The sequence below is a fragment of the Herbaspirillum rubrisubalbicans genome, assembly GCF_003719195.1.
Lineage (GTDB): Bacteria > Pseudomonadota > Gammaproteobacteria > Burkholderiales > Burkholderiaceae_D > Herbaspirillum > Herbaspirillum rubrisubalbicans.
Window position 1 is genome coordinate 130,495 of sequence record NZ_CP024996.1, and the last position, 23,520, is coordinate 154,014.

Annotated in this window: 21 protein-coding genes; all 21 read left to right on the forward strand. The window is 59.8% G+C overall.

Annotation, left to right across the window (positions count from 1 at the left end; translation table 11 throughout):
- Nucleotides 1-6 precede the first annotated feature (6 nt).
- The 21 genes from secE (at nucleotide 7) to rplV (ending at nucleotide 23,516) form a co-directional block, all read left to right on the forward strand.
- Nucleotides 7-387 (forward strand): preprotein translocase subunit SecE, encoded by a 381-nt coding sequence (gene secE / locus RC54_RS00560; protein WP_017455606.1) that lies wholly within the window; start codon nucleotides 7-9, stop codon nucleotides 385-387.
- Nucleotide 388: 1 nt separating this feature from the next.
- Entirely contained in the window at nucleotides 389-979 is a 591-nt protein-coding gene (nusG, locus tag RC54_RS00565) for a transcription termination/antitermination protein NusG (RefSeq protein WP_017455605.1), read from the forward strand.
- A 160-nt stretch (nucleotides 980-1,139) separates the two neighbouring features.
- Entirely contained in the window at nucleotides 1,140-1,571 is a 432-nt protein-coding gene (rplK, locus tag RC54_RS00570) for a 50S ribosomal protein L11 (RefSeq protein WP_013232178.1), read from the forward strand.
- Nucleotides 1,571-2,266, forward strand: coding sequence for a 50S ribosomal protein L1 (gene rplA, locus RC54_RS00575; RefSeq protein WP_006465497.1), 696 nt, complete (start codon nucleotides 1,571-1,573; stop codon nucleotides 2,264-2,266). Before rplK ends, rplA begins: the two co-directional genes overlap by 1 nt.
- A gap of 334 nt (nucleotides 2,267-2,600) precedes the next feature.
- Entirely contained in the window at nucleotides 2,601-3,098 is a 498-nt protein-coding gene (gene rplJ, locus RC54_RS00585; protein ID WP_006465496.1) for a 50S ribosomal protein L10, read from the forward strand.
- Between the two features lie 96 nt (nucleotides 3,099-3,194).
- Nucleotides 3,195-3,575 (forward strand): 50S ribosomal protein L7/L12, encoded by a 381-nt coding sequence (rplL, locus tag RC54_RS00590; RefSeq protein WP_017455602.1) that lies wholly within the window; start codon nucleotides 3,195-3,197, stop codon nucleotides 3,573-3,575.
- 279 nt (nucleotides 3,576-3,854) lie between these two features.
- Nucleotides 3,855-7,961, forward strand: a complete 4,107-nt coding sequence (gene rpoB, locus RC54_RS00595; protein WP_061790643.1) for a DNA-directed RNA polymerase subunit beta — start codon at nucleotides 3,855-3,857, stop codon at nucleotides 7,959-7,961.
- Between the two features lie 285 nt (nucleotides 7,962-8,246).
- Nucleotides 8,247-12,488: a DNA-directed RNA polymerase subunit beta' gene (rpoC, locus tag RC54_RS00600; RefSeq protein ID WP_017455600.1), complete on the forward strand. Its 4,242-nt coding sequence runs from the start codon at nucleotides 8,247-8,249 to the stop codon at nucleotides 12,486-12,488.
- A 351-nt stretch (nucleotides 12,489-12,839) separates the two neighbouring features.
- Nucleotides 12,840-13,898 carry a TonB-dependent receptor plug domain-containing protein gene (locus RC54_RS00605; RefSeq protein ID WP_244216426.1) on the forward strand — a complete coding sequence of 353 codons (1,059 nt, stop codon included), beginning with the start codon at nucleotides 12,840-12,842 and terminating at the stop codon, nucleotides 13,896-13,898.
- The gene (locus RC54_RS00610) at nucleotides 13,895-15,019 is read left to right on the forward strand and encodes a hemin-degrading factor (protein WP_061790644.1); all 1,125 of its coding nucleotides are present in this window, start codon (nucleotides 13,895-13,897) and stop codon (nucleotides 15,017-15,019) included. The genes RC54_RS00605 and RC54_RS00610 overlap by 4 nt, the downstream gene beginning before the upstream one ends.
- A 327-nt stretch (nucleotides 15,020-15,346) precedes the next feature.
- On the forward strand, nucleotides 15,347-15,730 hold the full coding sequence (rpsL, locus tag RC54_RS00615) for a 30S ribosomal protein S12 (RefSeq protein ID WP_006465490.1): 384 nt from the start codon (nucleotides 15,347-15,349) through the stop codon (nucleotides 15,728-15,730).
- 155 nt (nucleotides 15,731-15,885) lie between these two features.
- The gene (gene rpsG / locus RC54_RS00620; RefSeq protein ID WP_017454494.1) at nucleotides 15,886-16,356 is read left to right on the forward strand and encodes a 30S ribosomal protein S7; all 471 of its coding nucleotides are present in this window, start codon (nucleotides 15,886-15,888) and stop codon (nucleotides 16,354-16,356) included.
- Nucleotides 16,357-16,483: 127 nt separating this feature from the next.
- Nucleotides 16,484-18,589 carry an elongation factor G gene (fusA, locus tag RC54_RS00625; RefSeq protein ID WP_017454493.1) on the forward strand — a complete coding sequence of 702 codons (2,106 nt, stop codon included), beginning with the start codon at nucleotides 16,484-16,486 and terminating at the stop codon, nucleotides 18,587-18,589.
- A gap of 109 nt (nucleotides 18,590-18,698) precedes the next feature.
- On the forward strand, nucleotides 18,699-19,889 hold the full coding sequence (tuf, locus tag RC54_RS00630; RefSeq protein WP_034312043.1) for an elongation factor Tu: 1,191 nt from the start codon (nucleotides 18,699-18,701) through the stop codon (nucleotides 19,887-19,889).
- Nucleotides 19,890-19,988: 99 nt separating this feature from the next.
- Nucleotides 19,989-20,306 carry a 30S ribosomal protein S10 gene (gene rpsJ, locus RC54_RS00635; RefSeq protein ID WP_006464935.1) on the forward strand — a complete coding sequence of 106 codons (318 nt, stop codon included), beginning with the start codon at nucleotides 19,989-19,991 and terminating at the stop codon, nucleotides 20,304-20,306.
- A gap of 151 nt (nucleotides 20,307-20,457) precedes the next feature.
- Nucleotides 20,458-21,126 carry a 50S ribosomal protein L3 gene (rplC, locus tag RC54_RS00640; RefSeq protein WP_174526153.1) on the forward strand — a complete coding sequence of 223 codons (669 nt, stop codon included), beginning with the start codon at nucleotides 20,458-20,460 and terminating at the stop codon, nucleotides 21,124-21,126.
- Nucleotides 21,127-21,129: 3 nt separating this feature from the next.
- Complete coding sequence (gene rplD, locus RC54_RS00645; protein ID WP_006464933.1) at nucleotides 21,130-21,750, forward strand: 50S ribosomal protein L4; 621 nt, start codon at nucleotides 21,130-21,132, stop codon at nucleotides 21,748-21,750.
- Nucleotides 21,747-22,064: a 50S ribosomal protein L23 gene (rplW, locus tag RC54_RS00650; protein WP_006464932.1), complete on the forward strand. Its 318-nt coding sequence runs from the start codon at nucleotides 21,747-21,749 to the stop codon at nucleotides 22,062-22,064. Before rplD ends, rplW begins: the two co-directional genes overlap by 4 nt.
- Nucleotides 22,064-22,891: a 50S ribosomal protein L2 gene (gene rplB, locus RC54_RS00655; RefSeq protein ID WP_006464931.1), complete on the forward strand. Its 828-nt coding sequence runs from the start codon at nucleotides 22,064-22,066 to the stop codon at nucleotides 22,889-22,891. The genes rplW and rplB overlap by 1 nt, the downstream gene beginning before the upstream one ends.
- Before the next feature lie 10 nt (nucleotides 22,892-22,901).
- Entirely contained in the window at nucleotides 22,902-23,177 is a 276-nt protein-coding gene (rpsS, locus tag RC54_RS00660) for a 30S ribosomal protein S19 (RefSeq protein WP_007875308.1), read from the forward strand.
- A gap of 6 nt (nucleotides 23,178-23,183) precedes the next feature.
- Nucleotides 23,184-23,516: a 50S ribosomal protein L22 gene (rplV, locus tag RC54_RS00665; protein WP_008334132.1), complete on the forward strand. Its 333-nt coding sequence runs from the start codon at nucleotides 23,184-23,186 to the stop codon at nucleotides 23,514-23,516.
- Nucleotides 23,517-23,520 lie beyond the last annotated feature (4 nt).

Consider the following 23,520-nt stretch of genomic DNA (forward strand, 5'->3'; position numbering starts at 1 on the left):
GTAAATATGTCTAGCCAGCCAGTTCAAACCGTCAACACCTCCAACGACAAGATCAAGATCGCATTGGCGATCGTGGCTGTGGTTGCAGGCGTGGTCGGTTTTTTTGTGTTGTCTGATCAGCAGACTCCGGTGCGCGCTGCCGCCCTGGTCGCTGGTCTTCTGGTGGCTGTGGCGTTTGCCTGGACCTCTGCGCAAGGCCGCGGCTTCATCGGTTTCGCCAAGCAATCCGTCCAAGAAACCAAGAAAGTCGTCTGGCCCACCCGCAAGGAAGCCATGCAGATCACCGGGGTGGTTTTCGCCTTCGTGCTGATCATGGCCATCTTCCTGTGGGGTACGGACAAGTTGCTCGAGTTCCTGTTGTACGACGTAATTTTGGGCTGGAAATAACATGAGCGATAGCACGCAAGAAAGCGCACCGGTTGGTGCGCAAAGCGTTTCAAGCGCAGGAAACAAGCGCTGGTACGTGGTGCATGCGTATTCCGGCATGGAAAAGAGCGTGCAGCGCGCGCTGACCGAGCGCATCAATCGCGCCGGCATGCAAGACCAGTTCGGCCAGATCCTGGTGCCGACTGAAGAAGTCGTTGATATGAAGAATGGTCACAAGTCCGTGACCGAGCGTCGTTTCTTCCCGGGCTACGTCCTGGTCGAGATGGAAATGACGGACGAAACCTGGCACCTGGTGAAGAACACCGCCAAAGTGACCGGTTTCATCGGCGGCAAGTCCAATCGTCCGACCCCGCTGCCGCAGCGTGAAGTTGATTCGTTGCTGCGCCAGATGCAAGAAGGCGTCGAGAAGCCCCGTCCAAAGGTGCTTTACGAAGTTGGCGAAATGGTCCGCATCAAGGAAGGCCCGTTCACCGACTTCAACGGCAACGTCGAGGAAGTGAACTACGAGAAATCGCGCGTGCGCGTCTCGGTCACCATCTTCGGTCGCGCCACCCCGGTCGAGCTCGAATTCGGCCAACTGGAAAAAGTCTGATCCCGCATTTCGGAATCCCACCTTTCCCTGCCAGATTTTCAGCGCCCGCTGGAGCGCACCGGACAACTCATCGTCTGCCAATCCAGCATTCCGAGGAGCCAGAGTAAGACGCCGCAAGGCCGATGAAACGGCGCTACAACTCAATCAATAAGGAGCCGTCATGGCAAAGAAGATTATTGGTTTTATCAAGCTGCAAGTGCCAGCTGGTAAAGCGAACCCGTCTCCCCCGATCGGTCCTGCGCTGGGTCAGCGCGGTCTGAACATCATGGAATTCTGCAAGGCCTTCAACGCCCAGACTCAAGGTGTTGAGCCGGGTCTGCCGATTCCGGTCGTGATCACCGCCTTCGCGGACAAGTCCTTCACCTTCGTGATGAAGACCCCGCCGGCGACCATCCTGATCAAGAAGGCTGCAGGTATCCAGAAGGGTTCCTCCAAGCCGCATACCGACAAGGTCGGCAAGATCACCCGCAAGCAAGCGGAAGAAATCGCAACCCAGAAGAAGCCGGACCTGACCGCTGCTGATCTGGAAGCTGCCGTGCGCACCATCGCTGGTTCCGCACGTTCGATGGGCATCACGGTGGAGGGTCTGTAATGGCTAAGGTATCCAAGCGCGTCAAGGCAATGAAGGAAAAGGTCGACCGTACCAAGGCCTATCCGTTCGACAACGCCGTTTCCCTGATCAAGGAATTCGCAACCGCCAAGTTCAACGAATCGATCGACGTGTCCGTCCAGCTGGGCGTGGACGCCAAGAAGTCGGACCAAGTGGTCCGTGGTTCGGTGGTGCTGCCTGCCGGTACCGGCAAGACCGTTCGCGTGGCCGTGTTCGCCTCCGGCGACAAGGCTGAGGCTGCCAAGGCCGCCGGCGCTGACGTGGTCGGCATGGAAGACCTGGCAGAGCGCGTGAAGGCCGGCGACATGCCGTTCGACATCGTCATCGCTTCGCCCGACACCATGCGTATCGTCGGTACCCTGGGTCAGATCCTGGGTCCCCGTGGCCTGATGCCTAACCCGAAGGTTGGCACCGTGACCCCGGACGTGGCTACCGCCGTCAAGAACGCCAAGGCTGGTCAAGTGCAATACCGTACCGACAAGTCCGGCATCATCCACGCCACCATCGGCCGCAAGTCGTTCTCCGACGCCGATCTGAAGGCCAACCTGCTGGCCCTGATCGATGCCCTGAACAAGGCCAAGCCGGCCAGCAGCAAGGGTGTGTACCTGCGCAAGATCGCTCTGTCGTCCACCATGGGCGCTGGCGTTCGCGTGGACCAGGCTTCCCTGGCTGCCTAAGCAAGCAATACAGTCCCCGTTTCCGTGAGGAAGCGGGGCATCTCTTTGGGCTGTCGCAGTTCAACGCAATCAGCGATGGATTGCGGCAGGCCTTCAAAGACCGTTGGGCGGAAGCCGGCAGCAACAAGCCGGACGAAGTTAAAAATGCTGGACGCAAGTGCAGTGACCCAACGCAGATGGTGAACCCGAGCAAGTTTCGTAGTCTCAGGCAGCATATTCAGTTTTGCCCTATGCTGCAGTGAACTCCTAAACGTCGGACGCCGTGTTCGAACCGGTGCAAGGCAAGCAGGCATTGGCCTGCGTAGTGGCCGAGTACTATTTTTGGAGGTTGATCTTGAGTCTCAATCTGAATGACAAGAAGGCCGTCGTCGCCGAAGTTTCCGCAAAGGTAGCAACTGCGCAAACGATCGTCGTGGCCGAATACCGTGGCATCCAGGTTGGTTCCTTGACGCAACTGCGCGCACAAGCGCGTGCCCAAGGCGTGTACCTGCGCGTGTTGAAAAACACGCTGGCTCGTCGCGCCGTTGAAGGCACGAAGTTTGCCGACCTCGCCCCGCAACTGACCGGTCCGCTGATCTACTCGATCTCGGAAGATGCCGTGGCCGCTGCCAAAGTCCTGTCGGACTTTGCCAAGACCAACGACAAGCTGGTTGTGAAGGCAGGTAACTACGAAGGCAAGCAGCTGGACAAGGCTGCTGTGGCTTCGCTGGCAAACATCCCGTCTCGCGAAGTTCTGCTGGCCCAGGTCCTGGGCATGATGCAGGCTCCGGTGTCGGGCTTTGCGCGCGCTCTGGCTGCCCTGGCAGCCAAGAAGGAAGCCGAAGCCGCATGAGGCAGGGCCGCTTGAAGCGGCCCCGCTCTGCAGTTTCGACGCTTTCGCGTCACTACCAATCTGATGTTATTACCGAAATAAATTTAGGAGTTTCAAATGGCAATTAGCAAAGAAGACATCCTGGAAGCCGTTGGCGCGCTGTCCGTGATGGAACTGAATGACCTGGTCAAGGCATTCGAAGAGAAGTTTGGTGTTTCCGCTGCCGCAATGGCCGCTCCGGCCGCCGGTGGCGCTGCTGGTGGTGGTGCTGCCGCTGCTGAAGAACAGACCGAGTTCACCGTTGTGCTGGCTGAAGTCGGCGCCAACAAGGTCGGCGTCATCAAGGCCGTGCGTGAAATCACCGGTCTGGGCCTGAAGGAAGCCAAGGATCTGGTCGACGGTGCACCGAAGCCGGTTAAGGAAGGTGTTGCCAAGGCTGACGCTGAAGCCGCTAAGAAGAAGCTGGAAGAAGCTGGCGCCAAGGCCGAACTGAAGTAATTCTCTTGCCTACCAAGGCGAGTCATTACTCCGGAGTCAAAGTGCAGAATCCCTTGAAAAAGGGATTCGGCTTTGGCTCCTTTGTCGTTTCTTATTTTTGCGGGTGATGTTGATGCGCTGCAGTATTCGTTGTCGGGAATATTAAGCGCGATCACAGCAAAAAACTAGGGTAGACATTTGAAGATTTGAGTGCCGATGGCCCGGACTGCTTTGCCGGCAAGTCGTGCGGTCTGATCGAATCTTGAATTCTCTATCCTTCCTGTCACTCACGGAGTGTCCATGCACTACTCATTTACTGAGAAGAAGCGCATTCGCAAATCCTTCGCGAAACGCGCAAACGTCCACAACGTTCCGTTCCTGCTCGCGACTCAGATCGAGTCGTATCAGAATTTCCTGCAACCCGAACGTGCTGCATCGGAACGCAAGAACGAAGGCCTGCAATCGGCTTTCACCTCGATTTTCCCCATCGTGTCGCACAATGGTTTTGCGCGCCTCGAATTCCTGTCGTATGTGCTGGGCGCTCCGCCGTTTGACGTCAAAGAGTGTCAACAACGTGGCCTGACCTTTGCGTCCCCTTTGCGCGCCAAGGTGCGCCTGGTGATCCTGGACAAGGAGTCGCCGACCAAGCCGGTCGTCAAGGAAATGAAGGAGCAGGAAGTCTACATGGGCGAACTGCCCCTGATGACCACCACCGGTTCCTTCGTCATCAACGGCACCGAGCGTGTGATCGTGTCGCAGCTGCACCGCTCCCCGGGCGTGTTCTTCGAACACGACCGCGGCAAGACGCATTCGTCCGGCAAGCTGCTGTTCTCGGCCCGCATCATTCCTTACCGTGGCTCCTGGCTGGACTTCGAATTCGATCCGAAGGACATCCTGTTCTTCCGCGTCGACCGCCGCCGCAAGATGCCGGTGACGATCCTGTTGAAGGCCATCGGGATGACCTCCGAGCAGATCCTGGCGAACTTCTTCGTCTTCGACAACTTCAACCTGCACGCCGAAGGCGCCGACATGGAGTTCGTCTCCGAGCGCCTGCGCGGTGAAGTCGCACGTTTCGACATCACCGACAAGTCGGGCAAGGTGATGGTCGCCAAGGACAAGCGCATCAACGCCAAGCACGTGCGTGACATCGAAGCCGCCGGCATCAAGCACATCTCCGTGCCTGAGGACTACCTGCTGGGCCGCGTGCTGGCCAAGAACATCGTCGATCCTGACACCGGTGAAGTGGTGGCCAGCGCCAACGACGAGTTGACCGAAGAACTGCTGGCCAAGCTGCGCGAAGCCAACATCTCGGCCATCCAGACCCTGTACACCAACGACCTGGACCAGGGCGGCTACATCTCGCAGACCCTGCGCACCGACGACACCGCCGACCAGACCGCCGCACGCGTGGCGATCTATCGCATGATGCGTCCTGGCGAACCGCCGACCGAAGAGTCGGTGGAAGCCCTGTTCAATGGCCTGTTCTACAGCGAAGACCGCTACGACCTGTCGGCCGTGGGCCGCATGAAGTTCAACCGTCGCGTCGGTCGCGATGAGCTGACCGGCACCATGACCCTGTCCAATGACGACATCCTGGCCGTCATCAAGATCCTGGTCGAACTGCGTAACGGCCGTGGCGAAGTCGATGACATCGACCACCTGGGTAACCGTCGCGTGCGTTGCGTGGGCGAACTGGCCGAGAACCAGTTCCGTGCCGGCCTGGTGCGCGTGGAACGTGCTGTGAAGGAACGCCTGGGTCAAGCCGAGGCGGACAACCTGATGCCGCACGACCTGATCAACTCCAAGCCGATCTCGGCTGCCATCCGTGAGTTCTTCGGTTCGTCGCAGTTGTCGCAGTTCATGGACCAGACCAACCCGCTGTCGGAAATCACGCACAAGCGCCGCGTTTCCGCTCTGGGCCCTGGCGGTCTGACCCGCGAACGCGCCGGCTTCGAAGTGCGCGACGTGCACCCGACTCACTACGGCCGCGTCTGCCCGATCGAAACGCCTGAAGGCCCGAACATCGGCCTGATCAACTCGCTGGCGCTGTACGCCCGCCTGAACGAATACGGTTTCCTGGAAACCCCGTACCGCAAGGTCGAGGGCAGCAAGGTCACCAACCAGATCGACTACCTGTCGGCCATCGAAGAAGGTCGTTACGTGATCGCCCAGGCGAACGCGACCATCGACGGTGAAGGCAAGCTGTCCGACGAACTGGTGTCGGCCCGTGAAGCTGGCGAAACCATCCTGGTCTCGCCGGAACGCGTGCAGTACATGGACGTGGCCCCGGGCCAGGTGGTGTCGGTGGCAGCCTCGCTGATTCCGTTCCTGGAGCACGATGACGCCAACCGTGCACTGATGGGCGCCAACATGCAGCGCCAGGCCGTACCTTGCCTGCGTCCGGAAAAGCCGCTGGTCGGCACCGGCATCGAACGTACCGTGGCAGTGGACTCCGGTACCACCGTGCAAGCCCTGCGTGGCGGCGTGGTGGACTACGTCGATGCAGGCCGTGTGGTGATCCGCGTCAACGACGACGAAGCGCAAGCTGGCGAAGTCGGTGTGGACATCTACAACCTGATCAAGTACACCCGTTCCAACCAGAACACCAACATCAACCAGCGCCCGATCGTCAAGATCGGTGACCGCGTGGCCAAGCATGACGTGATCGCCGACGGCGCCTCGACCGACATGGGCGAGCTGGCACTGGGCCAGAACATGCTGGTGGCGTTCATGCCCTGGAACGGCTACAACTTCGAAGACTCGATCCTGATCTCTGAGAAGGTCGTGGCTGATGACCGCTACACCTCGATCCACATCGAGGAACTGTCGGTGGTGGCACGTGATACCAAGCTGGGTGCAGAAGAAATCACCCGCGACATCTCCAACCTGGCCGAGAACCAACTGGCCCGTCTGGATGAGTCGGGTATCGTCTACATCGGCGCGGAAGTCGAAGCCGGCGACACCCTGGTCGGTAAGGTCACCCCCAAGGGCGAGACCCAGCTGACCCCGGAAGAAAAGCTGCTGCGCGCGATCTTCGGCGAGAAGGCTTCCGACGTGAAGGATACTTCCCTGCGCGTGCCCTCGGGCATGGTCGGCACCGTCATTGACGTGCAGGTGTTCACCCGCGAAGGCATCCAGCGCGACAAGCGCGCCCAGCAGATCATCGATGATGAACTCAAGCGCTATCGCCTGGACCTGAACGACCAGCTGCGTATCGTGGAAGGCGACGCCTTCCAGCGTCTGGAGCGTCTGCTGATCGGCAAGGTCGCCAATGGCGGCCCCAAGAAGCTGGTCAAGGGCACCAAGCTGGACAAGGCCTATCTGGACGATCTGGACAAGTTCCACTGGTTCGACATCCGCCCGGCCGACGACGACATCGCCAACGCACTGGAAGCCATCAAGGAATCCATCGCCGAGAAGCGTCACCAGTTCGACCTGGCCTTCGAAGAGAAGCGCAAGAAGCTGACCCAGGGCGACGAACTGCCGCCGGGCGTGCAGAAGATGGTCAAGGTCTACCTGGCCGTGAAGCGTCGCCTGCAGCCTGGTGACAAGATGGCCGGCCGTCACGGTAACAAGGGTGTGGTCTCGCGTATCTTGCCGATCGAAGACATGCCGCACATGGCCGACGGTACCCCCGCTGACATCGTGCTGAACCCGCTGGGTGTGCCGTCCCGTATGAACGTCGGCCAGGTGCTGGAAGTTCACCTGGGCTGGGCCGCCAAGGGTCTGGGCCTGCGTCTGGGCGAGATGGTGCAGGCGCAAGCCAAGGTGGCGGAACTGCGCAAGTTCCTCACTACCATCTACAACGAATCGGGCAAGAAGGAAGAGCTGGACTCGTTCACCGATGAAGAAATCATCGAACTGGTCACCAACCTGAAGAAGGGCGTGCCCTTTGCCACCCCGGTGTTCGACGGTGCGCATGAAGAAGAAACCCGTCGCATGTTGGACCTGGCCTACCCGGATCCGATTGCCAAGCAACTGGGCATGACCCCGTCCAAGAACCAGGTCACCATGTATGACGGCCGTACCGGCGAAGCCTTCGAGCGCACCGTGACGGTCGGCTACATGCACTACCTGAAGCTGCACCACCTGGTCGACGACAAGATGCACGCCCGTTCCACCGGCCCGTACTCGCTGGTGACCCAGCAGCCGCTGGGCGGCAAGGCGCAGTTCGGTGGCCAGCGTTTCGGCGAAATGGAAGTGTGGGCACTGGAAGCTTACGGTGCCTCCTACGTCCTGCAGGAAATGCTGACGGTCAAGTCCGACGACGTGAACGGCCGTACCAAGGTCTACGAGAACCTGGTCAAGGGCGACCACGTGATCGATGCCGGTATGCCGGAATCCTTCAACGTGTTGGTCAAGGAAATCCGCTCGCTGGGTATCGATATCGACCTGGAACGCGAATGATGTAAAAGGGGTGCGCGGCGCAGGCTGCGCACCCCGCCGGTTTTTCCGGCGAACCAAGAATTCAAGAATTCAGTATTGACGCATCGCTCCACGGGCGATGTGAGCGAATCAAGAGATTCAAGCGATTCAAGCGAAGTACGGCAGTAAGCTGGGGAGGTCTGTCCCGGTATCGAGCGGCACCACGAAGCAGAGGCTTCGCTGGCTCTCCCGCCGATGCGAACAGGGTTAAGCAGGGTGAACCGGCCACACGTAAATTTAGTTTTTCACGCCAACCTGGAGTGATACATGAAAGCACTGCTCGATCTATTCAAGCAAGTCCAGCAAAACGAACAATTCGACGCGATCAAGATCGGTCTGGCTTCGCCTGACAAGATCCGCTCGTGGTCCTTCGGCGAAGTCAAGAAGCCGGAAACCATCAACTACCGTACCTTCAAGCCCGAGCGCGACGGCCTGTTCTGCGCCAAGATCTTCGGCCCCATCAAGGACTACGAGTGCCTGTGCGGCAAGTACAAGCGCTTGAAGCACCGTGGCGTGATCTGCGAGAAGTGCGGCGTGGAAGTGACCCTGGCCAAGGTGCGCCGTGAGCGCATGGGCCACATCGAGCTGGCTTCCCCGACTGCCCACATCTGGTTCCTGAAGTCGCTGCCATCCCGTCTGGGCATGGTGCTGGACATGACCCTGCGCGACATCGAGCGCGTGCTGTACTTCGAAGCCTATGTCGTGACCGATCCCGGCATGACCCCGCTGAAGAAGTGCCAGATCATGTCCGAAGATGACTACGCCGCCAAGTACGAAGAGTACGGCGACGACTTCATCGCCTTCATGGGCGCCGAAGGTATCCGCGAACTGCTGCGCTCGATCGACATCGACCGCGAAGCGGAAACCCTGCGCCAGGAACTGAAGGACTCCAAGTCCGAAGCCAAGATCAAGAAGTACGCCAAGCGCCTGAAGGTGTTGGAGGCGTTCCAGCGCTCGGGCATCAAGCCCGAGTGGATGATCATGGAAGTGCTGCCCGTGCTGCCGCCGGAACTGCGTCCGCTGGTGCCGCTGGATGGCGGCCGCTTCGCGACATCCGACCTGAACGACCTGTACCGCCGCGTCATCAACCGCAACAACCGTCTGAAGCGTCTGATGGAACTGCGCGCGCCTGAAATCATCACGCGCAACGAAAAGCGCATGTTGCAGGAAGCCGTGGACTCGCTGCTGGACAACGGTCGTCGCGGCAAGGCCATGACCGGCGCCAACAAGCGTCCGCTGAAGTCGCTGGCCGAAATGATCAAGGGCAAGGGCGGTCGTTTCCGTCAGAACCTGCTGGGCAAGCGCGTGGACTACTCGGGCCGTTCGGTCATCGTGGTGGGTCCGCAACTGAAGCTGCACCAGTGCGGCCTGCCCAAGCTGATGGCCCTGGAACTGTTCAAGCCCTTCATCTTCAACAAGCTGGAACTGATGGGTCTGTCGACCACCATCAAGGCCGCCAAGAAGCTGGTGGAAGCGCAAGAGCCGGTTGTCTGGGACATCCTGGAAGAAGTCATCCGCGAACACCCGGTCATGCTCAACCGCGCACCGACCCTGCACCGTCTGGGCATCCAGGCGTTCGAGCCGGTCCTGATCGAAGGCAAGGCGATCCAGCTGCACCCGCTGGTGTGCGCCGCGTTCAACGCCGACTTCGACGGCGACCAGATGGCCGTGCACGTGCCGCTGTCGATCGAAGCGCAGATGGAAGCCCGCACCCTGATGCTGGCCTCCAACAACATCCTGTTCCCGTCCAACGGCGAACCGTCGATCGTGCCGTCCCAGGATATCGTGCTGGGTCTGTACTATGCCACCCGTGAAGCCATCAACGGCAAGAACGAAGGCATGATGTTCCAGGACGTGTCGGAAGTCATCCGCGCCTACGACAACAAGGAAGTCGAGCTGGCTACCCGTATCACGGTGCGTATCGTGGAACATCCGAAGGACCCGGTCACCGGCGAATTCGTGCGTACCGTCAAGCGCTACGAGACCACCATCGGCCGCGCCATCCTCTCCGAGATCCTGCCCAAGGGCCTGCCGTTCTCGGTGCTGAACCGCGCGCTGAAGAAGAAGGAAATCTCCAAGCTCATCAACACGTCCTTCCGCAAGTGCGGTCTGCGTGCCACCGTGGTGTTTGCTGACCAGCTGATGCAGTCGGGCTTCCGCCTGGCGACCCGCGCCGGTATCTCCATCTGCGTGGACGACATGCTGGTGCCGCCGCAAAAGGCCACCCTGATCGCCGCTGCCGAGTCCGAAGTCAAGCAGATCGAACAGCAGTACTCCTCGGGTCTGGTGACCGCAGGCGAGCGCTACAACAAGGTGGTGGACATCTGGGGCAAGGCCGGTGACGAAGTCGGCAAGGCCATGATGGACCAGCTGAAGGTGGAAGACGTCATCACCCGCGAAGGCAAGAAGACCACCCAAGAATCGTTCAACGCGATTTACATGATGGCCGACTCCGGCGCCCGTGGTTCGGCTGCCCAGATTCGCCAGCTGGCCGGTATGCGCGGCCTGATGGCCAAGCCTGACGGCTCCATCATCGAAACGCCGATTACCGCGAACTTCCGCGAAGGCCTGAACGTGTTGCAGTACTTCATCTCGACGCACGGCGCCCGTAAGGGTCTGGCCGACACCGCGCTGAAGACCGCAAACTCCGGTTACCTGACCCGTCGTCTGGTGGACGTGACCCAGGATCTGGTCGTGATCGAAGACGATTGCGGCACTTCCAACGGTTCGGCCATGAAGGCGCTGGTCGAAGGCGGTGAAGTCATCGAAGCCCTGCGCGACCGTATCCTCGGCCGTGTGGCTGCGACCGACATCGTCAACCCGGAAGATCAATCCACCCTGTTCGAAGCCGGCACCCTGCTGGACGAAGACAAGGTCGAAGAGATCGAACGCATGGGTATCGACGAAGTGAAGGTTCGTACTCCGCTGACCTGCGACACCCGCTATGGCCTGTGCGCCAAGTGCTATGGCCGCGACCTGGGCCGTGGCCTCTTGGTGAACTCCGGCGAAGCCGTCGGTGTGGTGGCTGCGCAATCCATCGGTGAGCCGGGTACCCAGCTGACCATGCGTACCTTCCACATCGGTGGTGCGGCATCGCGTGCAGCGGTGGCCTCCTCGGTGGAAGCCAAGTCCAACGGCACCGTGCGCTTCACCGCCACGATGCGTTACGTGACCAATGGCAAGGGCGAACAGATCGTCATTTCCCGTTCCGGCGAAGTGCTGATCACCGACGACCTGGGCCGTGAGCGCGAGCGTCACAAAGTGCCGTACGGCGCCACCCTGATCGTCAAGGATGGCCTGACCATCAAGGCCGGTACTGCCCTGGCAACCTGGGATCCGCTGACCCGTCCGATCATCACCGAGTACTCCGGTACCGTGAAGTTCGAAAACGTGGAAGAAGGCTCCACCGTGGCCAAGCAGATCGACGAAGTCACCGGTCTGTCGACCCTGGTGGTCATCGATGCCAAGCGTCGTGGTCCGTCCTCCAAGGTCATGCGTCCGCAGGTGAAACTGCTGAACGAACAAGGCGAAGAAGTGAAGATCGCCGGCACCGAACACTCGGTGACCATCGGCTTCCAGGTCGGCGCGCTGATCACCGTCAAGGACGGCCAGCAGGTGCATGTGGGTGAAGTGCTGGCCCGTATCCCGACCGAATCGCAGAAGACCCGTGACATTACCGGTGGTCTGCCGCGCGTGGCCGAACTGTTCGAAGCCCGTTCGCCCAAGGACGCCGGTATGCTGGCCGAAGTCACTGGTACCGTTGCCTTCGGCAAGGAAACCAAGGGCAAGCAGCGTCTGGAAATCACCGACATGGAAGGCACCAAGCACGAGTTCTTGATCACCAAGGACAAGCAAGTGCTGGTGCACGACGGCCAGGTGGTGAACAAGGGTGAAATGATCGTGGACGGTCCGGCTGACCCGCAGGACATCCTGCGCCTGTTGGGTATCGAAGCGCTGGCTCGTTACATCGTCGACGAAGTGCAGGACGTGTACCGTCTGCAGGGCGTGAAGATCAACGACAAGCACATCGAAGTGATCGTGCGCCAGATGCTGCGCCGCGTGCAAGTGGTGGAGCCGGGCGACACCAACTACATCACCGGTGAGCAGGTCGAGCGCTCCGAACTGCTGGACGAGAACGACCGCGTGACCGCCGAAGGCAAGATCCCGGCGACCTACGAAAACGTGCTGCTGGGTATTACCAAGGCATCGCTGTCGACCGACTCCTTCATCTCGGCCGCATCGTTCCAGGAAACCACCCGCGTGCTGACCGAAGCGGCGATCATGGGCAAGAAGGATGGCCTGCGCGGCCTGAAGGAAAACGTCATCGTCGGCCGCCTGATCCCGGCCGGTACTGGCCTGGCCTTCCACCGCGCCCGCAAGGAAAAGGATGCCTGGGAAGCCGAAGAGCGCGCAGCACTGCTCGAAGCCGAACGTGCCTCCCGTTCCGAGTTCGCCGACGAGGAAGTCTCCTCGACCGAATCCATCGGTGGCGGCGAAAGCGAAGCGTAAGCACTTCATCTGCTGCATCCGGGGCGGCCAGCAGCAGCGGCTGCCCCAGCAAGAACATAGCTGCAAGAAGAGCGGCGCCGGAAGCAATTCCGGCGCCGCTTTTTCGTTCATAGGCGGTGTTGACCGGCTCGTCGCACCCTTCATATCCCTACAACGCCTGGGCATACCGGTAGCGGCATTGCCAAGGATGCGTGAATCTTCTATCATTTACAAATAATAACGATTCTCATCTGAGGCCTGCTCGATGGAATCAAGCTTCATATGCATGACGACCCGCGTTCGCAGGTCGTTTTTTATCCAAGAGGTAGCCAGCCACCGCTCGTAACCGATCCAACCAAGGGGTGGTTACCAGTGTCTCCAAGCAAATCGAGGTGTGCAGCGGCCGTGTTGATGGCGCTGCAGCAGTGGCTCTGTGCGGGTGCTTTCGCACAGTCGGCCGATGTCAATTCCAATTCCGCCAAGCCCAGTGTCAGGAAGCTGCAGGACGTGGTCGTCACGGCCAATCGCGCCGGCAGTACCGACCTCGATCACGCGGCGGCGACCGTCTCCGTGATCACTTCGCAGGAGATGGAAGAACACAATACCAAGGACATCAAGGACGCCTTGCGCTATGAGCCGGGTGTGGAAGTGCGGCGTTCGGTCTATCGCATGTCCGGCATCACCGGAGCCAGCGCCACCACCGGGCGCGGCGGCAACGAGGGCATCACCATGCGCGGCCTCGATGGCAACCGGGTGCTGATGCTGGAAGACGGCATCGTCATGCCGCGTGCCTTCAGCCAGGGTGTGGCCAGCGTGGGGCGGGGCGCCACCACCGACACCGAGTTGTATCGTCGCATCGAGGTCTTGCGCGGCCCGGCCTCTTCGCTCTATGGCAGCGATGGCTTGACCGGGGCGATCAACTTCATCACCAAGGATCCCGCGGACCTGTTGGGCGTGTACGGCAAGAGCACGTATTTCTCCTTCAAGCCTTCTTACGATTCGGTCGATAAGAGCTTTGGTGCTACCGCCAGCGCCGCCTGGGGTGGCGAGCAATGGCAGGGCATGTTGATCCTCAACACCCGACACGGCAACCAGGCCGATAACAAGGGGACCAATGACGTGCTCGGCACCGCACGCACCACCCCCGATCCGATGAGCTATACCAATCGCTCGGCGCTGGGCAAGCTGGTCTTCAAGCCCAATGGCGTGGACAGTTTCAAGCTGACCCTGCAAGCCACTGAAGAGCGCGACAGCGGCGACAGCCTGTCGGCGCTGGCCAATGGCGTCACGGCCTATAGCACCAGCAGCAAGTCCACCGGGCAACGTGCCACGCTGGCCTACGAACATGTCGATCCCGACCAGCCGTGGATGCAGAAATTCAAGGCCAATCTCTACTACCGCAACGCCGATACCTACCAAGGAATAGCATGAACAAGCACCTCAACGCCCTGTTGCTGGCCAGCGTCCTGGCGGCCGGCTGCGCCACCCAGCCATCGTTGGCCGAACGCTGGGCGCAGTTGCAGCAGGCGCAGCCAAAACTTCATACGCGTGACGCTGCACGTGAACTTGGCGTCTCGGAAGCGCAATTGCTGGCCACCCAGATCGGCCACGGCGCCCAGCGCTTGCGGGCCAGCGAGCAGGATATCCAGGCGCTGCTGGAGCGCCTGCCTGAACTGGGCCGCATCAAGACCATCACCCGCAACGAGGATGCGGTGCTGGAGCGCGCCGGTGAAGTCACGCCGGTGCGGCGCGATGAGCAGGGCAGGGTGGTGCCCGGCACCGGCTTTGCCGGTGGTCCCATCGATCTGCGCTTTGGTAACGCACGCTGGGGCAGCGCCTTCGCTGTGGTGCAAGCGGGGCGCGCTGGCAAGACCAGTCGCAGCCTGCAATTGTTCGACCGCCAGGGCAATGCCGTGCACAAGGTCTATCTGGACAATGAGCAGCACGTGGCGCAATTCGACCAGCTGGTGGCCGACTTCAGGATGGCCGATCAACACGCCGCGCTGACGGTGGAGCCGGCTGCGCCACCTGCGCTGCCGGCAGCCGCTGCCACGCCGAGTGCCGAGGCGATACGCGAATTGCGCCAGTCTTGGCAGGAGCTGACCGATGTGCACCAGTTCCCGCGTCTGCTGCGCGAACTGAAGTTGACGCGCGAGCAGGCGTTGCAACTGATCGGCCCCGAGTCGGCCTGGCGTATCCGACCGCAGGCGGCGCAGGCCTTGCTGGAAGAGGCCAAAGCGCGCCAGCAGCCCATCATGGTGTTTGTCAGCAATGGCGGCATGACCCAGATCTACAGCGGCTTGATCGGCAAGACGGCCACCGTGGGCGAGTGGTACAACGTGCTCGATCCTGACTTCAACCTGCACCTGCGCGCCAGCGCCGTGGACCATGGTTGGGTGGTGCGGCGCCCGACCGACCATGGCATGGTCACCTCGGTGGAGTTCTACGATGCCCAGGGCCGCCAGATCGTCAACTTCTTCTCCCGCCGCGAGCGCGGCCAGCCGGAGACCGGGCAATGGCGCCAGATGGTCGAGGCCTTGCCGCGTGGCTGAGCCCTGTAAAGCCTTGCATCAGGGAAAATATTGCCATTTCGCCGCCCCAAAGCGTGGCGAAATGGCCATAAACCGGGTCAAATCGGCTCCAGAGCCGGGTTCGGGTTGACCCGCTGGACATTCAGGCGTACACTCGCGAGTTCTCGAATTTAGGCTCTCCCGGGCTTATGCGTTCTTTGGTCTGAAACATCGCTTCTGCGACGCTATTCTCCCTTCCGGTCTTAAATCCGATTTGCGCATTGTCTTGCGCACAAGAGTTTCCTGTGTGGTTCCGGGCAACCGATTCCGGAACCTGTTTTCAATGTTGTACTTTGTTGGATTAAAACGATGCCAACCATCAATCAACTGATTAGCAAACCACGTGTCCGCGCGATCGTGAAGAGCAAGTCGCCGGCGCTGGAAAACAGCCCGCAAAAGCGCGGTGTCTGCACCCGCGTCTACACCACCACTCCGAAGAAGCCGAACTCGGCGCTGCGTAAGGTGGCCAAGGTGCGTCTGACCAACGGTTTCGAAGTCATTTCGTACATCGGCGGTGAAGGCCACAACCTGCAAGAACACAGCGTCGTGCTGATCCGCGGCGGCCGTGTGAAGGACTTGCCGGGTGTGCGTTACCACATGGTTCGCGGTGCACTGGATACCCAGGGCGTCAAGGATCGTAAGCAAGCTCGCTCGAAGTACGGTGCCAAGCGCGCCAAGGCAGCGAAGAAGTAATAATTGGTGTTTATCATGACGCATCGCGTCGTGTGAACAGACTCAGAGTCGGTCCAGGTCGGGCCGAGTAAGTGGAAGCCATGATGGCTCTCCGCGAGTGCAGGCGAAGTTGAAGCAGGGTTCGCCCACTCAACTGAAGATTGAAAGGAATCGAAATGCCACGTCGTCGTGAAGTCCCCAAGCGGGAAATTCTGCCGGATCCGAAGTTCGGCAACGTTGAAGTCGCCAAGTTTGTGAACGTGCTGATGCTGTCGGGCAAGAAGTCCGTCGCTGAAAACATCATCTACGGTGCCTTCGACCACATCCAGTCCAAGTCGGGCAAGGACCCGCTGGAAGTGTTCTCCGCAGCCCTGAACAACTGCAAGCCGATGGTGGAAGTCAAGTCCCGCCGCGTCGGTGGCGCCAACTACCAGGTGCCCGTTGAAGTGCGTCCGGTGCGCCGTATGGCCCTGTCGATGCGCTGGCTGCGTGAAGCTGCCAACAAGCGCAGCGAAAAGTCCATGCCCCAGCGTCTGGCTGGTGAGCTGATGGAAGCCGCCGAAGGCCGTGGCGGCGCAATGAAGCGTCGTGATGAAGTGCACCGTATGGCAGAAGCGAACAAGGCGTTCTCGCACTTCCGCTTCTAATCAAGACTGGACCTGGGCTTTTGCGATGATGGGAAGCCTGGGTTCGCATCTTAAAATTGGTTCGAGCCGAGCGTTTATTTGAAAAAAATGACGCTCGGTTTCGTGCATTAAAGACTTAGGATTAATTATGGCCCGTAAGACCCCCATCGAGCGCTACCGTAATATCGGTATTTCGGCGCACATCGACGCAGGTAAAACAACCACTACCGAGCGTATCCTGTACTACACCGGCGTGAACCACAAAATCGGTGAAGTGCACGACGGCGCGGCCACCATGGACTGGATGGAGCAAGAGCAAGAGCGTGGCATCACCATCACCTCGGCTGCGACCACCTGCTTCTGGAAGGGGATGGCCAACAACTTCCCCGAGCACCACATCAACATCATCGATACCCCGGGCCACGTCGACTTCACCATCGAAGTGGAGCGTTCGATGCGCGTTCTGGACGGCGCCTGCATGGTTTACTGTGCAGTGGGTGGCGTGCAGCCGCAGTCGGAAACCGTGTGGCGTCAGGCCAACAAGTACGGCGTGCCCCGTCTGGCCTTCGTCAACAAGATGGACCGTACCGGCGCCAACTTCTTCAAGGTCTACGAGCAGATGCGTAGCCGCCTGAAGGCCAACCCGATCCCCATCCAAGTGCCTATCGGCGCCGAAGACAACTTCGAAGGCGTGATCGACCTGGTCAAGATGCGCGCGATCTACTGGGACGACGCTTCCCAAGGCATGAAGTTCGACTACCGCGACATCCCCGAAAACCTGAAGGCAACTGCCCAGGAATGGCGCGAAAAGATGGTCGAAACCGCCGCCGAGTCGTCGGAAGACCTGATGAACAAGTACCTGGAAGAAGGTGACCTGTCGGAAGAAGACGTCAAGAAGGCCCTGCGCGCGCGCACCCTGGCTGGCGAAATCGTCCCGATGATGTGCGGCACCGCCTTCAAGAACAAGGGCGTGCAAGCCATGCTGGACGCGGTCATCGAGTACCTGCCGGCACCGACCGACATTCCCCCGGTCAAGGGTATCGCCGAAGACGAAACCGAAACCGTGCGCAAGGCTGCTGACGACGAGAAGTTCTCGGCGCTGGCCTTCAAGATCATGACCGACCCGTTCGTCGGCCAACTGATCTTCTTCCGCGTGTACTCCGGCGTCGTCAATTCGGGCGACACCGTGTACAACCCGGTCAAGAACAAGAAGGAACGCCTGGGCCGTATTCTGCAGATGCACGCCAACCAGCGTGAAGAAATCAAGGAAGTGCGCGCTGGCGACATCGCCGCTGCCGTTGGTCTGAAGGAAGCCACCACCGGTGACACCCTGTGCGATCCGTCGGCTATCGTGACCCTGGAACGCATGGTCTTCCCTGAGCCCGTGATCTCGCAGGCCGTCGAGCCCAAGACCAAGGCTGACCAGGAAAAGATGGGCCTGGCCCTGAACCGCCTGGCACAGGAAGATCCGTCCTTCCGCGTCAAGACCGATGAAGAATCCGGCCAGACCATCATCTCCGGTATGGGCGAGCTGCACCTGGACATCATCGTCGACCGTATGCGTCGCGAGTTCGGCGTGGAAGCCACCGTCGGCAAGCCGCAAGTGGCCTACCGCGAAACCATCCGCAAGACCTGCGACGAAATCGAAGGCAAGTTCGTCAAGCAGTCCGGCGGCCGTGGTCAGTACGGTCACGTGGTCCTGAAGATCGAACCGCAAGAACCGGGCGCTGGCTTCGAGTTCGTCGATGCGATCAAGGGTGGTGTGGTTCCGCGTGAATTCATCCCGGCCGTGGAAAAGGGTATCCGTGAAACCCTGAACACCGGCGTGCTGGCGGGTTACCCGGTGGTCGACGTCAAGGTCACCCTGTTCTTCGGTTCGTACCACGATGTGGACTCGAACGAAAACGCCTTCCGCATGGCCGGCTCGATGGCCTTCAAGGACGGCTGCCGCAAGGCTTCGCCGGTGATCCTGGAGCCGATGATGGCCGTGGAAGTGGAAACCCCGGAAGACTACGCCGGTACCGTGATGGGCGACCTGTCGTCCCGTCGTGGCATGGTGCAGGGCATGGACGAAATCGCTGGTGGTGGCGGCAAGATCATCAAGGCCGAAGTTCCGCTGTCGGAAATGTTCGGTTACTCGACCTCGCTGCGTTCGGCAACCCAAGGCCGCGCAACCTACACGATGGAATTCAAGCACTACTCCGAAGCGCCCAAGAACGTGATCGACGCAATCGTCACCTCCAAGGCCAAGTAAGTTGCAGGAATGGCGGTCCGTTCCGTGTGGGGCGGATCGCCGGCTGGATCACCAGCCAATCATTGAATATTGAACATCGAACATATCGTTCTTTTGAAGGAAATCTAAAATGGCAAAAGGCAAGTTTGAACGGACCAAGCCGCACGTGAACGTCGGCACCATCGGTCACGTTGACCACGGCAAGACCACCCTGACCGCTGCAATCGCAACCGTTCTGTCGAAGAAGTTCGGCGGCGAAGCGAAGGCCTACGACCAGATCGACGCAGCGCCTGAAGAAAAGGCCCGCGGCATCACCATCAACACCGCGCACGTCGAATACGAAACCGCGAACCGTCACTACGCGCACGTTGACTGCCCAGGCCACGCCGACTATGTGAAGAACATGATCACCGGCGCAGCCCAGATGGACGGCGCGATCCTGGTGTGCTCGGCCGCTGACGGCCCGATGCCCCAGACCCGCGAACACATCCTGCTGTCGCGCCAAGTTGGCGTTCCTTACATCATCGTCTTCCTGAACAAGGCTGACATGGTGGATGACGAAGAGCTGCTGGAACTGGTGGAAATGGAAGTCCGTGAACTGCTGTCGAAGTACGAGTTCCCTGGCGACGACCTGCCCATCGTGAAGGGTTCGGCCAAGCTGGCGCTGGAAGGCGACACCGGTCCCCTGGGAGAGCAAGCCATCATGGCCCTGGCAGAAGCCCTGGACACCTACATCCCGACCCCGGAACGTGCCGTTGACGGTACCTTCCTGATGCCGGTGGAAGACGTGTTCTCGATCTCCGGCCGTGGCACCGTGGTGACCGGTCGCGTTGAGCGCGGCATCATCAAGGTCGGCGAAGAAATCGAAATCGTCGGTATCGCTGACACCCAGAAGACCACCTGCACCGGCGTGGAAATGTTCCGCAAGCTGCTGGACCAAGGTCAAGCTGGCGACAACGTTGGCGTGCTTCTGCGTGGCACCAAGCGTGAAGACGTGCAGCGTGGTCAGGTTCTGGCCAAGCCGGGTTCGATCAAGCCGCACAAGCACTTCACCGGCGAGATCTATGTTCTGTCGAAGGATGAAGGCGGCCGTCACACCCCGTTCTTCAACAACTACCGTCCGCAGTTCTACTTCCGTACCACCGACGTGACCGGTGCGATCGAACTGCCGAAGGACAAGGAAATGGTCATGCCGGGCGACAACGTGTCGATCACCGTGCAACTGATCAACCCGATCGCTATGGAAGAAGGTCTGCGCTTCGCTATCCGTGAAGGCGGTCGTACCGTCGGCGCCGGCGTGGTTGCCAAGATCTTCGACTAATCGTCGAATCAGTAGTCGCAGTAACCAAGTAACACTAGTCGCATTTTTAACATCGCCGGGGGTGATCCCCATCCCCGGTTCGTTCTTTAAAGGAAAATCATGTCGGTTCCTAGCCAAAAAATTCGTATCCGTCTGAAAGCTTTCGACTATCGTCTGATCGATCAGTCCGCACTGGAAATCGTTGACACCGCCAAGCGTACCGGCGCTGTCGTCAAGGGCCCGGTTCCCCTGCCGACCCGCATCCAGCGCTTCGACGTCCTGCGTTCGCCGCACGTCAACAAGACTTCCCGCGATCAGTTCGAAATCCGTACCCATCAGCGCCTGATGGATATCGTCGATCCGACCGACAAGACGGTTGACGCATTGATGAAGCTGGACCTGCCCGCTGGCGTTGATGTTGAAATCAAGCTGCAGTAATCAGCTGGCATAGTGTTGGAAAAGCGCACAACCTAGGTTGTGCGCTTTTGTTTTACGGGCTATAATGCTCGGCTTCGATGTGGGTTTTGCGTTTGCAAGACCCATAATTTATGGTAGTACGAACATCAGCCCCGCCCAATCGCAGGCGGGAATGGAGAAAACAATGAGCCTGGGCCTTGTTGGTCGCAAGGTTGGTATGATGCGCATCTTCACGGAAGATGGGGATTCGATCCCTGTGACCGTGCTGGACGTGTCCAACAACCGCGTGACTCAAATCAAAACGCCTGAAGTGGATGGTTATTCCGCTGTTCAGGTGACCTTCGGTCAACGCCGCGCTTCGCGCGTGGTGAAAGCCGCCGCCGGCCACTTCGCCAAAGCTGGCGTCGAGGCAGGTACTGTCCTCAAAGAATTCCGTGTTGACGCTTCCAAGGTTGCCGAACTGAAGGCAGGCGACGTCGTTGGCATCGGCATGTTTGAAGCTGGCCAGAAAGTCGACGTGCAAGGCGTGTCGATCGGTAAGGGCTACGCCGGTACCATCAAGCGTTACAACTTCTCGTCGGGTCGCGCGACCCACGGTAACTCCCGCTCGCACAACGTTCCTGGCTCCATCGGTATGGCGCAGGATCCGGGCCGCGTGTTCCCCGGCAAGCGTATGACCGGTCATCTGGGTGATGTCAAGACCACCGTCCAGAACCTGGAAATCGCCCGTGTGGACGCAGAGCGTCAGCTGCTGTTGGTGAAGGGTGCCGTTCCTGGCGCCAAGAACGGTCAAGTGATCGTGTCGCCGGCAGTCAAAGTCAAAGCGAAGAAGGGAGCCTAATCAATGGAACTGAAGCTCCTGAATGACCAAGGTCAAGCTGCTTCGAACGTCGCCGCACCGGATACCATTTTCGGCCGTGACTACAACGAAGCCCTGATCCACCAGGTCGTGGTTGCCTACCAAGCCAACGCGCGTAGCGGCAATCGCAAGCAGAAGGATCGTGAAGAAGTCAGCCACACCACCAAGAAGCCGTGGCGTCAAAAGGGTACTGGCCGTGCACGTGCCGGTATGTCCTCGTCGCCTCTGTGGCGCGGTGGTGGCCGTATCTTCCCGAACTCGCCTGACGAAAACTTCACCCACAAGGTCAACAAGAAGATGTATCGCGCAGGTGTCTGCTCGATCCTGTCGCAGTTGGCACGTGAAGGCCGCCTGTCGGTCGTCGAAGAGTTCGCCGTCGAAGCCCCGAAGACCAAGCTGCTGGCCCAGAAGTTGAAGGGCATGGGCATGGAATCGGTGCTGGTTATTACCGACAGCCTGGACGAAAAGCTGCTGCTGGCCTCGCGCAACCTGCCGGGCGTGCTGGTGGTCGAGCCGCGTCAAGCTGATCCCGTGTCGCTGGTGTACTTCAAGAATGTCTTGATCACCAAGCCGGCTCTGGCAAAGATTGAGGAGTTGCTGGCATGAACGCAATCGTGAAACATAGCGAAGAGCGCCTGATGAAGGTGCTGCTGGCACCGGTGATCTCCGAAAAGGCAACCTTTGTCGCCGAGAAGAACGAGCAAGTCGTCTTCCTGGTCGCCAAGGACGCCACCAAGCTGGAAGTCAAGGCCGCCGTCGAACTGCTGTTCAAGGTGGAAGTGGAATCGGTGCAAGTCGCCAACCGTCAGGGCAAGCAGAAGCGCTCGCGCAACGGTATGGGCCGCCGCAACCACACCCGCCGTGCTTTCGTCAGCCTGAAGCCGGGTCAAGAAATCAACTTCACCGAGGAGGCTAAATAATGGCACTCGTAAAAGTGAAGCCGACCTCGCCCGGTCGGCGCGGCATGGTCAAGGTCGTCAATCCCGACCTGTACAAGGGCCGTCCGCTGGCATCGCTGGTCGAAAAGAAGTCCAAGACCGCCGGCCGTAACAACAACGGCCACATCACCACTCGCCACATCGGCGGTGGTCACAAGCAGCACTACCGTGTTGTCGACTTCCGTCGCAACAAGGATGGTATCCCTGCCAAGGTCGAGCGTATCGAATACGACCCGAACCGTACCGCGCACATCGCACTGCTGTGCTACGCGGACGGCGAGCGCAAGTACATCATCGCTCCCAAGGGCGTGTCGGTTGGCGATCAGCTGATCAGCGGTTCTGAAGCTCCGATCAAGTCGGGCAACACTCTGCCGATCCGCAACATCCCCGTCGGTACCACCATCCACTGCGTGGAAATGCTGCCGGGCAAGGGCGCGCAAATCGCCCGTACCGCTGGCGCCGCTGTCGTGCTGATGGCACGCGAAGGCACCTACGCCCAGGTTCGTCTGCGCTCCGGTGAAGTGCGTCGCGTTCACATCGAATGCCGCGCCACCATCGGTGAAGTCGGTAACGGCGAGCACAACCTGCGCAAGATCGGTAAGGCCGGTGCAACCCGTTGGCGCGGTGTGCGTCCGACCGTTCGTGGCGTTGTCATGAACCCGGTGGATCACCCGCACGGTGGTGGTGAAGGCAAGACCGCCGCTGGCCGTCACCCGGTTTCCCCGTGGGGCCAGCAGACCAAGGGCAAGAAGACTCGTAGCAACAAGCGTACGACTTCGATGATTGTCTCGCGTCGCGGCAAGAAATAAAGGATAAAACATGACACGTTCATTGAAAAAAGGTCCTTTCTGCGACGCCCACCTGGTGAAAAAGGTTGAGGCTGCCCAGGCTACCAAGGACAAGAAGCCGATCAAGACCTGGTCGCGTCGTTCGACCATCATGCCGGACTTCATCGGCCTGACGATCGCGGTGCATAACGGCAAGCAACACGTGCCGGTCTATGTGTCGGAAAACATGGTTGGTCACAAGCTCGGCGAATTCGCGCTGACCCGTACGTTCAAGGGTCACGCCGCCGATAAGAAGGCTAAGAAATAAGGTCCTATGATGGAAACTAAAGCTACTCTGCGCGGTGTGCACCTGTCGGCCCAGAAAGGCCGCCTGGTTGCAGACCTGATCCGCGGTAAAAAAGTTGATCAGGCACTGAATATCTTGGCCTTCAGCCCCAAGAAGGGCGCGGTCATCATCAAGAAGGTTCTGGAGTCCGCCATTGCGAACGCCGAACACAACGATGGTGCCGACATTGACGAGCTGAAAGTCAAGACCATTTATGTGGAAAAGGGTGCGGTCCTCAAGCGCTTCACAGCGCGTGCAAAGGGCCGTGGTGATCGTATTTCCAAGCAGTCGTGTCACATTTACGTGACCGTCGGAAACTAAGGAG

Coding starts and splice junctions, on each gene's coding strand:
- secE (WP_017455606.1), top strand. CDS start 7: ATGTCTAGCCAGCCAGTTCAAACCGTCAACACCTCCAACGACAAGATC.
- nusG (WP_017455605.1), top strand. CDS start 389: ATGAGCGATAGCACGCAAGAAAGCGCACCGGTTGGTGCGCAAAGCGTT.
- rplK (WP_013232178.1), top strand. CDS start 1,140: ATGGCAAAGAAGATTATTGGTTTTATCAAGCTGCAAGTGCCAGCTGGT.
- rplA (WP_006465497.1), top strand. CDS start 1,571: ATGGCTAAGGTATCCAAGCGCGTCAAGGCAATGAAGGAAAAGGTCGAC.
- rplL (WP_017455602.1), top strand. CDS start 3,195: ATGGCAATTAGCAAAGAAGACATCCTGGAAGCCGTTGGCGCGCTGTCC.
- rpoB (WP_061790643.1), top strand. CDS start 3,855: ATGCACTACTCATTTACTGAGAAGAAGCGCATTCGCAAATCCTTCGCG.
- rpoC (WP_017455600.1), top strand. CDS start 8,247: ATGAAAGCACTGCTCGATCTATTCAAGCAAGTCCAGCAAAACGAACAA.
- RC54_RS00610 (WP_061790644.1), top strand. CDS start 13,895: ATGAACAAGCACCTCAACGCCCTGTTGCTGGCCAGCGTCCTGGCGGCC.
- rpsL (WP_006465490.1), top strand. CDS start 15,347: ATGCCAACCATCAATCAACTGATTAGCAAACCACGTGTCCGCGCGATC.
- rpsG (WP_017454494.1), top strand. CDS start 15,886: ATGCCACGTCGTCGTGAAGTCCCCAAGCGGGAAATTCTGCCGGATCCG.
- fusA (WP_017454493.1), top strand. CDS start 16,484: ATGGCCCGTAAGACCCCCATCGAGCGCTACCGTAATATCGGTATTTCG.
- tuf (WP_034312043.1), top strand. CDS start 18,699: ATGGCAAAAGGCAAGTTTGAACGGACCAAGCCGCACGTGAACGTCGGC.
- rpsJ (WP_006464935.1), top strand. CDS start 19,989: ATGTCGGTTCCTAGCCAAAAAATTCGTATCCGTCTGAAAGCTTTCGAC.
- rplC (WP_174526153.1), top strand. CDS start 20,458: ATGGAGAAAACAATGAGCCTGGGCCTTGTTGGTCGCAAGGTTGGTATG.
- rplD (WP_006464933.1), top strand. CDS start 21,130: ATGGAACTGAAGCTCCTGAATGACCAAGGTCAAGCTGCTTCGAACGTC.
- rplW (WP_006464932.1), top strand. CDS start 21,747: ATGAACGCAATCGTGAAACATAGCGAAGAGCGCCTGATGAAGGTGCTG.
- rplB (WP_006464931.1), top strand. CDS start 22,064: ATGGCACTCGTAAAAGTGAAGCCGACCTCGCCCGGTCGGCGCGGCATG.
- rpsS (WP_007875308.1), top strand. CDS start 22,902: ATGACACGTTCATTGAAAAAAGGTCCTTTCTGCGACGCCCACCTGGTG.
- rplV (WP_008334132.1), top strand. CDS start 23,184: ATGATGGAAACTAAAGCTACTCTGCGCGGTGTGCACCTGTCGGCCCAG.